Below are 13140 nucleotides of genomic sequence, written 5' to 3'. Positions count from 1 at the left end.
CGCGGCCTCTGGAACAAGATCATGGGCGGCAATCTCGCCAAGACCCTGCAGGGCGATGTCGAGGCGCTGGTCGCGGCCGCCGAGGCGGTGCTGGTATGAGTACCAGGTACTGGCTCGCGGTCGTCTCCCGCGATCATGTCCGCCGGGGTGTGGAACTCGGCTTCGCGCAGGCCAATCACGGCAAGCGCGCCGCCGTGGAACGCATGAAGGCCGGGGACGGACTCGTCTACTACTCGCCCCGCACCGGCATGCGCGAGGGTGAACCGATCAAATCCTTCACCGCCATCGGCACCGTCGCCGATGGCCCGGCCTGGCAGGTCGAGGAACAGGGCGGCTGCTTCCGCCCCTGGCGGCGTGCGGTCGACTACGACCGCACGGCCCGCCAGGTCGCCATCGACGACCTGCGCACCGAGCTCGACCTGACCAGCGTCCCCAACTGGGGGATCGTGCTGCGCCGCGGTCTGGTCGAGCTCACCGCCCACGATTTCGACCTCATCTCTCGCGCTATGGTCGGGCAGTGATGGCGAATGACGGACTACGCACCGAATTCGAGCACGCCGACGAAAGCCCCGGTCTCTTGCTCTGGCAGGTGACCAACCGCTGGCAGGCCGCGCAACGCGCGGCACTGGCCCCCTTCGACCTGACCCACGTCCAATTCGTCCTGCTCGCCTCCCTGACCTGGCTCACCAGCCGGTCGGGCGGCGATCCCGTCACCCAGCGCGACCTCGCCGACCACTCCGCCACCGACCCCATGATGACCTCCCAGGTGCTGCGCACCCTGGAACAGAAGGGCCTGTTGGAACGGCGCGACCACCCCACCGACCGCCGCGCCAAATCCCTCGTCCCCACCGAATCCGGTGCGGCCCTGGTCAATCGGGCCATCGGCGCCGTCGAAACCTGCGACCGCGACTTCTTCGCCCCCCTCGGCGACCGCACCTCCCGCTTCACCGCGGCATTGCGCCAGCTTCGCGACCGCGGCTAGTCCAGGTCTCCCACAGCAGCGGCCACACCTGTCGGAGGGCACTGTCATGATGGATCGCGTGACTGCCGCGACCACCCAGGCCCAGCTCCGGCTCGACGACCTCGATGCCGAGCAGGCCGCGGCCGTGCGCGCACCCCGGGGACCGGTCTGCGTGCTGGCGGGCGCGGGCACCGGCAAGACGCGCACCATCACCCATCGCATCGCGCACCTGGTCTCGGCCGGGCATGTGCGCGCCGACCAGGTGCTGTCGGTGACCTTCACCGCCCGCGCGGCGGGCGAGCTGCGGAATCGGCTGCGGGCACTGGGTTTGAGTGGTGAGGCGGGGCAGGTGCAGGCTCGGACCTTCCACGCCGCGGCCATGCGGCAGCTCAAATACTTCTGGCCACAGGTCGTCGGTGATGTGTCGTGGCGGCTGATCGACGGCAAGTTCCCCATCGTGGCCCAGGCCGCCGGCCGGGCCGGGCTGCCCACCGACACCGATAGCCTGCGCGACCTGATCGGTGAGATCGAATGGGCCAAGGGCTCGCTCGTCGCGCCCGAGGACTACGTCGGCGAGGCGGCCCGCCGCCACCGCGATATGCCCTACGAGGCGAAGAAGGTCTCGGCGGTCTACACCTACTACGAGGCCCTGAAGAACACCCCCGACGGGCTGCTGCTCGATTTCGACGATCTGCTGCTGCACACCGCGGCCGCGCTCGAGGACTATTCGTCCGTGGCCGAGGAGTTCCGCGGCCGCTACCGGTGTTTCGTGGTGGACGAGTACCAAGACGTCACCCCGCTGCAGCAGCGGGTGCTCGACGCCTGGCTCGGCGATCGCGACGACCTGACCGTGGTCGGCGACGCCAACCAGACCATCTACTCCTTCACCGGAGCCAGCCCGGCGTATCTGCTCGACTTCTCCCGCCGCTTCCCCGACGCCACCGTGGTCCGCCTGGAACGCGACTATCGCTCCACCCCGCAGGTGGTGTCGCTGGCCAACCGGGTGATCGGCGCGGCCCGCGGCCGCATCGCGGGCACCCGGCTGCAGCTCATCGGCCAGCGCGCCGACGGCCCGGAACCGACCTTCGCCGAATTCGACGACGAGCCTGCCGAGGCCGCCGCCGTCGCCAAGGCGGTGGCCAAACTGCTCGGAAACGGCGTTCCCGCAGCGGAAATCGCGATCCTATACCGCATCAATGCGCAATCGGAGGCCTACGAGCAGGCACTCACCGAGGCCGGCATCCCGTTTCAGGTGCGCGGCGGCGAGGGCTTCTTCCACCGGCCCGAGGTGCGGCAGGCGGTGTCGGCGCTGCGCACGGCCGCCAATCGCGACGACCTGCCCGACGCCCGCGGCGAGCAGCTGGTCACCCTGGTGCGCGCGGCGCTGGCCCAGGTCGGGCTCACCAAGGAGGAGCCGGTCGGCGCCCAGGCCCGTGAACGCTGGTCCTCGCTGATGGCACTGGTCCAGCTCACCGAGGAACTCGTCGGACAGGATCCGGACCTGGAACTGACCGGCCTGCTGCGCGAGCTGGCCGCCCGCGCCGAGGCCCGGCACCCACCGACCGTGCAGGGCATCACCCTGGCCTCGCTGCACGCTGCCAAGGGCCTGGAGTGGGACGCCGTCTTCCTGGTCGGCCTGGCCGACGGCACCCTGCCCATCCAGCACGTACTCGGCCCGGACGCAACGGTTTCCGACGAAGCCGCCCTCGAGGAGGAACGCCGCCTGCTCTACGTCGGCGTCACCCGTGCCCGGGAACACCTCCAATTGTCCTGGGCCCTGGCCCGTTCCGCGGGCGGCCGCAAGGTGCGCCGGCGCTCCCGCTTCCTCGTCGGCCTGGTCCCCGACGACTCCCCGGCCTCGCGCATCGCCGCCCACACCACCGAACGCCGCAACGGTCCCAAGCGCGTCCACCCGACCTGCCGCATCTGCGGTCGGCCGCTGCTCAATACCCAGGCCACCATGCTCGGCCGCTGCTCTCGCTGCCCCGCCGACATCGACCCGGAACTACTGGAAGCACTGAAGGAATGGCGGCGCGAGAAGGCCGACGAGCTGTTACTGCCACATTTTGTGGTGTTCAGTGATACGACCCTGACCGCCATCGCCGAACAGCGCCCGGCCGACGACCGAGCCCTGGTGGCGATCCCCGGCATCGGGGCCAAAAAGTTGCGCACATACGGCGCCGATGTCCTCGCGATCGTCCGATCGCGGCTACGGGACTTTTCCTAGTCCATGCGAAGAATGTGTGCAAGCCCCTAAAACCGCAGGTCAAAAATAGGTTGTGTGCATCCGTATAGATACCTAGTGTGGATCTCACGCACCGGGGAAGAACCCGCGTGTTTCAAGCACTGATCGCATACGAGTGAAGGAGGGAGGCAGACCGATGAACAACATTTCGAGCTTCGTTTCGACCGGCAGCATCGCCGGCCGTCTGGCGACGGTACGTGTCATGTCCGTCGCGTCCGTCTCCCGGGGGATCCTCGCGCCCAAGGGGATTCGTATGTCCGGCGTGAATGGCGATCTTGGTCTTCAGGTCTTTGCAAGCAAAGCCCAAGCGGATCAGCAGATTGTGATCAAGCAGGACAAGCCCAAGGGTGACTGGCACCCGGCAGCCGTGTACGCGGCCGTCGAAACCCTCGCAGCCGCAACCGGAACCGAGCGTCCGGTGCATCTGCTGGCAGCCCGTCCCCGTACTACCGACCCAGCGACCGTGATCAGGAGTCGACACCGAAGTCGACTCAGGTAGGGAACTACTCCCAGACCTCCTGGCCACGGATCGCGAACCCCGCGAAACCGTGGCCATAGTTTTATCGGCCCTGCAGCCACCGGCACCGGTTTCGCGAAACACCGAACGACCGATGCACGAGCTGAAGGAGCCCGACGTGTCCACCACGGTCATCCGTGAACGAGTGACATGCCGCAACACCGTGGCCAACACGACGACCCGCACCCGCCGGGGAGTCACCATGACCCTGCCCTGCCGAGTCGGCAACCCGGACCTCTGGTTCGCCGAGGCCCCCGCCCAGCTGGAAGAGGCGAAGGCGCTGTGCGCGTCCTGCCCGATCCGTCAGGGCTGCCTGTCGGCCGCACTGGATCGCGGTGAGCCCTGGGGCGTCTGGGGCGGTGAGATCTTCGACCAGGGTGTCGTGATCGCCCGCAAGCGCCCGCGTGGCCGCCCGCGCAAGGTCGCGGTGGCATGACCGCCCCGGCTTCCGGGGGAGTAGAACGCATACGACCCGCTTACCAGACGGTAGGCGGGTCGTTTTGCGTCTCAGGGGAATTCAGCTCGCGGCGCGGAGGGTCTCGACGTAGCCGGGGACCCAGTCGTTCATGAGCTTCATGAACGGGATTTCGGCGTCGAGCTGGGCGCAGATGCCTACCGAGCCGCCGAGGACTCGGAAGATCATCACGTGTTCCGCCGGGAGTTGCAGGGAGCGAGCGGTTTTCATCATGTCGGCGTTGGAGATGTCGGTGGCCTTGCCCGCCACGCGCTGCATCCACCGGCGGGTGAAGTGGAAGGTTTCGGTTTTGATGGGGTCGCTGAAGGGGCGCAGGTAGTCCTGGATCTCCTGGATGCTCACGGTCTTGCCCGGGATGACCCAGCCGTGGTCGTGCAACAGCGCCGTCAGTTCGTCGTAGCGCTGCTGGACCTCGAGCGCCACCATCTGGCCCAGGATCTTGGGGAAGCCATTGGGCAGCGGAGCGCAGGCGCCGTAGTCGATGACCGCGAGGCGGCCGTCCTCGAGCACCATGAAGTTGCCCGGATGCGGATCGGCGTGCAGCAGGCCCGCGATCGACGGTGAGCTGAAATGGAATTCGCCCATCAGTGAGGCCGTCCGATTGCGCAGATCGACCGTTCCGGCCGGGTCCGCCATGCCGCGCTGAATGATCTTCGAGACCGGGGTGGCATTGTCCAGCCACTCGGTGACGATCACCTTCGGCGCGCTGGCCACCACCTTCGGCACCAGGAAGCGCGGGTGCCCGTCGTAGGCCCGGGCGAATTGGCGCTGATGCCCGGCCTCGATCCGGTAGTCCAGCTCCTCCTCGGTGCGCTCACTGATCTCGGCGAGGATCGGCTTGATGTCGGCGCCCGGAATGAGCGCGCCCATCATGCCCGCCATCCGGTTGAGCGTCTTGAGATCGGCGCGCAGCGCCTCGTCGGCACCCGGGTACTGCACCTTCACCGCAACCACCCGGCCGTCGGACCAGATCGCCTTGTGCACCTGGCCGATGCTGGCCGAGGCGGTGGGCGCGTCGTCGAATTCCCGGAAGCGTTGCCGCCAGCCGGTTCCCAGCTGCTGGTCCAGCTGCCGGTGCACGGCCGCGGCCGGCATGGGCGGCGCGGCGGCCTGCAGCTTGGTGAGCGCCTCGCGATAGTGCTCGCCGAACTCCTCCGGGACGGCGGCCTCCATTACCGACAGCGCCTGACCGAACTTCATGGCGCCGCCCTTGAGCTCACCGAGGACGGCGAAGAGCTGTTCGGCGGCCTTCTGATTCAGCTCGGCGTTGATCTCCTGCTTGTCTCCCCCGGCAAGTTTGCGGCCGAAACCCACGGCCGCCCGCCCTGCGATGCCGAGTGGAATCTTGGCCAGCTTGGCATTGCGGGAAGAGCGCTTGCTCACAATCTCTGACACGTTCCCATCATGCCGATGTCCCAGACGGTTCGCCATTGGATTGGGGTGTTCTTCCGGGTGAGCGGCGATAGTGGTTTCCATCACACTCCTTCGCTTTCGCGGCAACCGCAGTTCGGATGGACGGGCCACGGACGCCGATCCAGGTGCGGAATCTCCGGATCCAATTCGAGCGTGGCATGCAGCGTGGCCGGTGGGCGCTCCGCCCGGCCGAAGGACACGGTCTCGATCTCCCTCAGCGCCAGGGCCGCGGTCATGGCCACCCCCGCCGGGGACGCATACCCGACCCGCCCCAGTAACTGCGCCGCCAGCTGCGGCCACGCCGGTTCGGACTCGGCGCGATACATGTCCGCGCAACGCAGACAACCGGTTTCGCCCGGCAGCACCAGCGGGCCGACGATCCCGCGCCCATCGCGGATGCGGACCTGCAGATGAGGAAGGCGGCGGCGCATGAGCACGGCCACCAGAGCCGGATCCGGGACCAGGGTGTCGGCCAGCACGAGCAGATCCGGCCGATCCGCCTCGAGACTCTCGATGCCGGGCTCGCCGAAGCCCGCGTGGGAGTGCTTGGCCCGCAGGCCGATTCGGCGCAGGCCGTCCAGCAGTGCGTCGGCCAGCGGCCCGCGGCCGTGGACCCGCACCTTCCGCAACCGCGCGCGCGGCTCATCCGCGGCCAGCAGCTCCGCGGCCGCCATCTGCTCGAGCAGTGACTGCGCGATATCGGTCCCGAATCCCAATTCCCGGGCCTGCCAGAGAATCTCGGCCTCGGTGCGGGACCCGTCCAGTAGCCGCAGCAACGCCGGCACCGCCTCGATCGGCCCCGGCGGTTGCACGATGACCGCGTGCTCGGGATCCCAGCCGAGCTGTACCGCGCCATTCGGGCGCATCAGCACGGTGATTCGGGGATGGAGCATCGGTCCACGGGTCGGCAGCACAGTCGTCATGCCATCAGCGTGCACGCTCCCGGAAGCGCGGAAACCCGCGAAAACGCTTGTTCATCAGCGCTTTCGCGGGTTGTCCACAACTCGGGTCAGGGCCTTGCGCCCATTCCACAGGTCAGGCGGTAGCGTCGCCCTCGGGCTTGTCGCCGGTGGAATCCTCGCCCTTGCCTTCCTTTTCTGCGCGCTCCCGCGCCTCCGTCTCGGCCAGCTGCGCCAGCGGATCGTCGAACGCGCCCGCGCCGTCGCCCAGCACCGAATCGATGAAGCCCGTCGGGGCGTCCAGATCGGAGGAGTCGGGCAGCAGGTCCGGGTGCGCCCATACGCCGTCGCGCTTCTCCAGCTCGGCGTCGGTGGTCAGTCGCCGCCACAGCGCCGCGGCCTCGCGCACCTTGCGCGGCCGCAGCTCCAGGCCGACCAGCGTCGCGAAGGTCTGCTCGGCCGGCCCGCCGGTGGCGCGGCGACGGCGCAGCGTCTCGGCCAGCGCGCCTGCACCGGGCAGCCGATCGCCCACCGCATCGGTGACCACGGTCTCCACCCAGCCCTCGATCAGGGCCAGCAGCGTCTCCAGCCGCTCCAGCGCGGCCTTCTGCTCGGGGGTGGTCTGCGGTTCGAAAGTGCCCTGCGACAGCAGTTCTTCCAGCTTCGACGGATCCTGCGCCAGCGCCATGGGATCCAGGTTCTGGGCGGCCTGCTCAATGGCCGAGAAGTCCATCTTGATGCCGCGCGCGTAGTCCTCGACCGCGCCCAGCACCTGTTGGCGCAGCCACGGCACGTGCGCGAACAGCCGCTGGTGCGCGGCCTCGCGGGCGGACAGGTAGACCAGTATCTCGCTCTCCGGCTGCTCGAGCCCGGCGCTGAATTCCGAGATGGCCGCGGGCAGCAGCGCCGCGGTGCCGTCGGGACCCAGCGGCAGGCCGATGTCGGTGGAGGTCAGCACCTCCTTGGCGAGCTGGCCCAGGGCCTGGCCCAGCTGCGAGCCGAATGCGAGTCCGCCCATCTGGCCGAGCATTCCGAACATCGGCGCCGCGAATTCCCTGGCCTCGGCCGGGAGCGTGGCGGTCCACATGCCCGAAACCTGTTCGGCTACCGGATCACACAGCCGCTTCCAGGTGGGCAGCGTCTCCTCGATCCAGTCGTTGGCGGTCCACGCGACGGTCTTGGTCGCGCCCGCGGGGAAGGTGGTGGCGGCGTCGAGCCACAGCTCCGCCAGGTGCGCCGCGTCGGCGACCGCGCTCTGCGCGCCGGACGAGACGGGCGGGACACTGGACCCGAGCTGCTGGCGGGCCAGCCGCTTGGCGATGTCGTAATTGACCGGACCGGTCTGTGCGCCCGGCTGTCCCATGCTCGAGAACATGGCACCCAGCTGCGTCAGCATCTGACCGAGTTGCGAGGGATCGAATCCGCCGCCGCCCGGACCGCCCATGGCGAATCCGAACGGGTTGTTCGCATCAGAACCGCTGGACTGGTCCCCGGGCTTGCGCTCCGGATCGTCGTCGCGATTCGAGAATCCGAACGGAAAATCACTCATACCCACTACGGTACTGGAGCCGCGGACGACGCGAACCGCCGAGCGGAGCGCGGCAATGGCCTCGATGACCAGTACCCTTGGCCGCGTGAACCGTCGGATATTCACCCTGCTCGCCGCTCTGGTCCCGATTCTGGCGCTGGGCATACTGGGCAGTGTCGTCACCGTTCCGTTCGTGGCGCTCGGACCAGGGCCGACCTTCAATACGCTGGGCGAAGTCGACGGAAAACAGGTGGTCGATGTGCAGGGCGCGCCGGTGAAATCGGTGTCCGGCAATCTGAATATGACGACCGTCTCAGTTCGCGATCGGCTGAATATTTTCGAGGCGATCGGCTTGTGGATCGACGGCCAGCACGGTTTGGTGCCGCGCGCGGAGGTCTACCCGCCGGGGCAGTCGCGTGATGATGTCGACAAATCCAATCAGCAGCAGTTCAAGGATTCCGAGGACTCCGCGGAATTGGCGGCCCTCAACTATCTGAAGCTGCCGACCGCGGTGCAGCTGGCGAATGTCGCCGACGACGGCCCGGCCAAGGGCATGCTGAAGAAGGGCGACGAGATCGTCAGCATCGACGGTAAACCGATCGCCACCACCAAAGACGTTGTGACCGCGGTCTCCTCGGCCAAGCCCGGCACCACCATCCCCGTGGTCGTCCGCCGCGATGGTGTCGAGCAGACCGCCGAGATCACCCTGGGCGCGCGCCCCGACGATTCCGGCAAGGGCTACCTCGGTATCACCCCCGACGAGGTCAACAAGGGTCCGATCAAGGTCGACTTCAACCTCGGTGAGATCGGCGGCCCGTCCGCGGGCCTGATGTTCACCCTGGCCCTCATCGACAAGCTCACCACCGGTGACCTGCCCGGCGGCAAGTTCGTCGCGGGCACCGGCACCATTGACCCCGACGGCAAGGTCGGCCCGATCGGCGGCATCCAGTACAAGATGATCGCCGCCCGCGAAGCCGGCGCCGAGACCTTCATGGTTCCCGCCGCCAACTGCAACGAGGCCGCTCAGCGCACGCCTGCGGGCCTGCGCCTGGTCAAGGTCGAAAACCTGTCCGGCGCAGTCCAATCGCTCGAGGACATCAACGCGGGCAAGGAAGTCACCAGCTGCGGCTGACCTCGTTCAGAAGTCGTCGGGGTCGTTCTCGAGGGTGTGGCGCAGGGCTTCGACGAGATTCGGGGCGAGGTTGGGAGCCGTGCGCAGATCGAGGTCGGCGAAGGGATCCTCGTCCTCCTCGCCGGGGCGGACCTGCAGCAGCGACAGCGAGGTGCCGTCGCGCAGGACGCCGACGAACAGGCGGGCGTCGCGGCGCTCGGCGTGGGTCATGGCCGCGCGGCGGGCGGCCTGGTCGGCGGCGTCGCGGTCGGCGAGCAGGGGCGCGATGGCATCGTCGAGGGTCTGCTCGGCGGCCGGTGGCAGCACCACGATCTGCTGTACCAGAACACAGCCCGCGACCGACGGTGGCCAGCTGGTGGTGGCGAGGAACTCGTCGAGCGCCATGGCGTCGGCCTCACCCGCGATGTCCTCGGGGAAGGGCTCCTGCGCGATGGGAGTCAGGGCGTCCTGCTCGTCCAGCTGATCCAGCAGCGCGGGTTCGGCGGCGACCAGGTCCGCGGTCGGTACCAGGGCGAACATCTGCGGCGGGCGGTCCCAGCCCTCGCCGTCGACATATTCCGCGACTTCCCGGATACACCGGTACAGGGCCGAGGCCGCCCACTGCTCAGGATTCACCCGGCAATCCTCGCATCCCGCTCGTGTCCGGCCCACGCGGCAGGTGTTGGGCCGCGCGGCGGGCGTTTTACGTAGAGTGGGGCGCGAAAGGTCCCCTGGGACCAACTCGCATCATCGGACTGCGACGCTGCGTGCCGGTATCCCGGCCGGGGCGTCGCCGGACCTGGGAGAGTGGCATCGTGGGCATGCGCCCCCCGACCGGCTTACCTTCGCTGTCGCGACGCAGCCGCATTCTGCTCGTCACGGCGCTGGTGCTGGCCGCCCTGTTACTGGTCGGGCCCCGGCTCACCGACGCCTACACCAACTGGTTGTGGTTCGGGGAGGTCGGATTCCGCAGCGTCTACCACACGGTGCTGCTCACCCGGATCCTGTTGTTCCTGGTTGTCGCTGTGGTCGTGGCCGTCATCATCTGGCTGGCGCTGCTACTGGCGTACCGGTCGCGTCCGGTGTTCGTGCCGATGAACGGACCCGGCGATCCGATCGCCCGCTACCGGACCACGGTGATGAGCCGGCTGCGTCTGTTCGGGATCGGCATCCCGGTGCTCATCGGCGTGCTGTCGGGTCTGGTGGCGCAGTCGAGCTGGGTGACGGTGCAGCTGTTCCTGCACGGCAGCTCCTTCGGCGTCACGGATCCGCAGTTCCATCTGGACGTCGGCTTCTACGCCTTCGATCTGCCGTTCTATCGGATGGTGCTGAACTGGCTGTTCGTCTCCGTGGTGATCGCCTTCTTCGCGAACCTGGTGGCGCACTATGTCTTCGGCGGGCTGCGGCTGTCCGGCCGCGAGGGCACGCTGAGCACCTCGGCGCGCGTGCAGCTGGCCATCCTGGCCGGAATCTTCGTGCTGCTCAAAGCGGTCGCGTACTGGCTGGACCGCTATGCGCTGCTGTCGAGCACCCGCAAGGAGCCGACCTTCACCGGTGGCTCCTACACCGATATCAACGCGGTGCTGCCGGCCAAGCTGATCCTGCTGTCCATCGCGGTCATCTGCGCCATCGCCTTCTTCGCCGGCGTCGTGCTGCGCGACTTGCGGATTCCGGCCATGGCGGCGGCGCTGCTGGTGCTGTCCTCGGTACTGGTGGGCGCGGTGTGGCCGCTGCTGGTGGAGCAGTTCTCGGTGCGCCCGAACGCGGCCACCAAGGAACAGGCCTACATCGAGCGCAATATCGAGGCCACCCGCGAGGCCTACGGGCTCACCCAGGACAAGGTCCAGTACGTCGACTACAAGGGCGAGGCGACCAAGGACCCGGTCACCGTGCCCGCCGACCAGCAGACCATCAAGAACATCCGGCTGCTGGACCCGAACCTGCTGACCCAGACCTTCATCCAGCGCAACCTGCAGCTGCAGAACTTCTACGGCTTCCCGGATCCGCTGGACATCGACCGTTACACCATCAACGGTGAGATGGGCGATTACATCGTGGCCGCGCGCGAGCTGCAGCCGCAGAACCTGTCCGGTAACCAGACCGACTGGATCAACAAGCACACCGTGTACACGCACGGCAACGGCTTCGTGGCCTCGCCCGCCAACAAGGTGAACGCGGCTCCGCCCAAGGAATCCCAGCAGGCCGGTCAGTCCGCGGGCAGTGATTCCGGTGGCGGGTACGGCTATCCGGTGTTCACTGTCGGCGACAAGAAGACGGTCAGCGACCTGTTCACGCCCAAGGAAGAGCAGGCCATCCCGGTCGATGAGCCGCGCATCTATTACGGCGAGCTGATCTCCAAGAGCGATTCCGACTACGCCATCGTCGGCGCCAATGGCGGACCGGCGCGCGAATACGACAAGCCCGACGCCCAATTCACCTACAGCGGTGCGGGCGGCGTGCCGATCGGCAACTGGTTCAACCGGCTGGCCTTCGCGGCCAAGTACGCCGAGCGCAACATCCTGTTCTCGGGCGCCATCGGACCGGATTCGAAGATCATCTTCAACCGCAATCCGCGCGACCGCGTCACCCAGGTGGCACCGTGGCTGACCGCCGACGGCGATGTGTACCCGGCCGTCGTGAAGGGCCGCATCGTCTGGATCGTGGACGCCTACACCACCCTCGACAACTACCCGTACGCGCAGAAGACCTCGCTGGACGGCGTCGTCGAGGACTCGATCGACCAGACCACGGGGCGTCTGCTGCCCCGCAAGGAGGTCTCCTACATCCGGAACTCGGTGAAGGCCACCGTCGATGCCTACGACGGCACCGTCAGCCTGTACCAGGTGGACAAGACCGATCCGGTGCTCAAGGCGTGGATGGGCGTGTTCCCGAACACGGTGAAGCCGGAGAGCGCCATCTCCGACGAGCTGCGCGCACACTTCCGCTACCCGGAGGACCTGTTCAAGGTGCAGCGCGAGATGCTGGCGAAGTACCACGTGGACGATCCGCGAGAGTTCTTCACCAACAACGCCTTCTGGTCGGTACCCAACGATCCGACCCAGGAGGGTGCGGCCAGCGGGGCGCATCAACCGCCCTATTACGTCCTGCTCGGTGATACGAAGACCGGCAAGTCGCAGTTCAACCTGACCAGTGTGATGGTGGGTTACAAACGGAACTTCCTGTCCGCCTACATCCAGGCGCATTCGGATCCCGACAACTACGGCAAGATCACCGTTTTGAAGCTGCCCGCGGATTCACAGACGCCGGGCCCGGGCCAGACGCAGACGTCCATGACGACGGCCGATCAAGTGTCCCGAGACCGGAACCTGCTGACCGGTGGCAATGTCAACAAGATCAAATACGGCAATCTGCTGACCCTGCCGGTCGGTGACGGCGGCATCCTGTACGTCGAACCCTGGTACCTGGAACGCAATACCGGCGGGCCCAACGCGCCGTCCTTCCCGCAGTTGGTGAAGGTGCTGGCCAGCTACCGCGACAAGGTCGGCTACGGATCGACGGTGAAGGAAGCACTCGACCAGGTGCTGCCCGGAACCGGCAGCGCCGCAACCGATCAGCCGGGACAGGCGGCCACCCCGCCGACCCAGGGCGCGACACCGCCGACCGCCCCGGTGACACCCCCGGCCACCGGGTCCGCCGGTAAGGACGCCGCGGTCAAGCAACTCGACGACGCCTTGAAGGCGGTTCAGGACGCACAGAAGTCCGGCGACCTGGGCCAACTGGGCAAGGCGCTGGAGCAGTTGCAGACGGCCGTGAACAACTACGAGAGGACGGGTAACTGACCCGTTAGCGCAAGGGCGCTGTCACCCGCTGGGTGACAGCGCCTTTCGCATTCCTGGGCTGGGCGCGATGTCTCGCGGTGTGGTCGCGGACCGCGGGGTTGTGACGCGCACCTCGGCGAGTGGGTGTATCGCGCATCCTTCCGGCTCGTGTTGTGTGCCGAGGCGGTGGTGTGGCTGGGGCGCTTCAGATT

At 67.6% G+C, this 13140-nt stretch carries 11 protein-coding genes; 7 read left to right on the top strand and 4 right to left on the bottom strand.

Translation table 11 applies throughout. The annotated features are described in order from the left end of the window. The first annotated feature begins 95 nt into the window (after positions 1–95). The 5 genes from ABZ909_RS16610 (at position 96) to ABZ909_RS16590 (ending at position 4159) form a co-directional block, all read left to right on the top strand. A complete protein-coding gene (locus ABZ909_RS16610; protein WP_356999952.1) occupies positions 96–521 on the top strand; it encodes an EVE domain-containing protein in 426 nt (141 codons plus the stop codon). After that, positions 521–982: a MarR family transcriptional regulator gene (locus ABZ909_RS16605; protein WP_356999975.1), complete on the top strand. Its 462-nt coding sequence runs from the start codon at positions 521–523 to the stop codon at positions 980–982. The genes ABZ909_RS16610 and ABZ909_RS16605 overlap by 1 nt, the downstream gene beginning before the upstream one ends. 49 nt (positions 983–1031) lie before the next feature. Continuing rightward, a complete protein-coding gene (locus ABZ909_RS16600) occupies positions 1032–3188 on the top strand; it encodes an ATP-dependent DNA helicase UvrD2 (RefSeq protein WP_356999973.1) in 2157 nt (718 codons plus the stop codon). Positions 3189–3342: 154 nt separating this feature from the next. Then, positions 3343–3705, top strand: coding sequence for a hypothetical protein (locus tag ABZ909_RS16595; protein WP_356999949.1), 363 nt, complete (start codon positions 3343–3345; stop codon positions 3703–3705). A 220-nt stretch (positions 3706–3925) separates the two neighbouring features. Beyond that, positions 3926–4159 carry a WhiB family transcriptional regulator gene (locus tag ABZ909_RS16590; RefSeq protein ID WP_040860980.1) on the top strand — a complete coding sequence of 78 codons (234 nt, stop codon included), beginning with the start codon at positions 3926–3928 and terminating at the stop codon, positions 4157–4159. Positions 4160–4240: 81 nt separating this feature from the next. On the opposite strand, the gene ABZ909_RS16585 is transcribed toward ABZ909_RS16590, so the two are convergent. The 3 genes from ABZ909_RS16585 to ABZ909_RS16575 form a co-directional block, all read right to left on the bottom strand. Beyond that, positions 4241–5629 carry an AarF/UbiB family protein gene (locus tag ABZ909_RS16585; RefSeq protein ID WP_356999971.1) on the bottom strand — a complete coding sequence of 463 codons (1389 nt, stop codon included), beginning with the start codon at positions 5627–5629 and terminating at the stop codon, positions 4241–4243. 44 nt (positions 5630–5673) lie between these two features. Continuing rightward, positions 5674–6534 (bottom strand): TOMM precursor leader peptide-binding protein, encoded by an 861-nt coding sequence (locus ABZ909_RS16580; protein WP_356999947.1) that lies wholly within the window; start codon positions 6532–6534, stop codon positions 5674–5676. Positions 6535–6646: 112 nt separating this feature from the next. Next, complete coding sequence (locus tag ABZ909_RS16575; protein WP_356999944.1) at positions 6647–8059, bottom strand: zinc-dependent metalloprotease; 1413 nt, start codon at positions 8057–8059, stop codon at positions 6647–6649. Positions 8060–8144: 85 nt separating this feature from the next. Here ABZ909_RS16575 and ABZ909_RS16570 point away from each other — a divergent pair, with 85 nt between their 5' ends. Continuing rightward, positions 8145–9170, top strand: a complete 1026-nt coding sequence (locus ABZ909_RS16570; protein WP_356999942.1) for a PDZ domain-containing protein — start codon at positions 8145–8147, stop codon at positions 9168–9170. 6 nt (positions 9171–9176) lie between these two features. Here ABZ909_RS16570 and ABZ909_RS16565 read toward each other — a convergent pair whose 3' ends face one another. Next, positions 9177–9785 (bottom strand): PPA1309 family protein, encoded by a 609-nt coding sequence (locus ABZ909_RS16565; protein ID WP_356999939.1) that lies wholly within the window; start codon positions 9783–9785, stop codon positions 9177–9179. A 179-nt stretch (positions 9786–9964) separates the two neighbouring features. Between ABZ909_RS16565 and ABZ909_RS16560 the strand changes: the two genes are divergently transcribed. Beyond that, positions 9965–12949, top strand: a complete 2985-nt coding sequence (locus tag ABZ909_RS16560) for a UPF0182 family protein (RefSeq protein ID WP_356999936.1) — start codon at positions 9965–9967, stop codon at positions 12947–12949. Positions 12950–13140 lie beyond the last annotated feature (191 nt).

This window comes from Nocardia sp. NPDC046763 (assembly GCF_040645495.1).
Lineage (GTDB): Bacteria > Actinomycetota > Actinomycetes > Mycobacteriales > Mycobacteriaceae > Nocardia.
Note: the sequence above shows the minus strand (reverse complement) of the source record. Positions and strands in the feature narration are given on the sequence as shown.

Bases quoted from the DNA above. Each gene is read 5' to 3' on its own strand.
- ABZ909_RS16575 (WP_356999944.1), bottom strand. From the start codon at position 8,059: ATGAGTGATTTTCCGTTCGGATTCTCGAATCGCGACGACGATCCGGAG.
- ABZ909_RS16580 (WP_356999947.1), bottom strand. From the start codon at position 6,534: ATGACGACTGTGCTGCCGACCCGTGGACCGATGCTCCATCCCCGAATC.
- ABZ909_RS16605 (WP_356999975.1), top strand. From the start codon at position 521: ATGGCGAATGACGGACTACGCACCGAATTCGAGCACGCCGACGAAAGC.
- ABZ909_RS16610 (WP_356999952.1), top strand. From the start codon at position 96: ATGAGTACCAGGTACTGGCTCGCGGTCGTCTCCCGCGATCATGTCCGC.
- ABZ909_RS16595 (WP_356999949.1), top strand. From the start codon at position 3,343: ATGAACAACATTTCGAGCTTCGTTTCGACCGGCAGCATCGCCGGCCGT.
- ABZ909_RS16585 (WP_356999971.1), bottom strand. From the start codon at position 5,629: ATGGCGAACCGTCTGGGACATCGGCATGATGGGAACGTGTCAGAGATT.
- ABZ909_RS16600 (WP_356999973.1), top strand. From the start codon at position 1,032: ATGGATCGCGTGACTGCCGCGACCACCCAGGCCCAGCTCCGGCTCGAC.
- ABZ909_RS16590 (WP_040860980.1), top strand. From the start codon at position 3,926: ATGACCCTGCCCTGCCGAGTCGGCAACCCGGACCTCTGGTTCGCCGAG.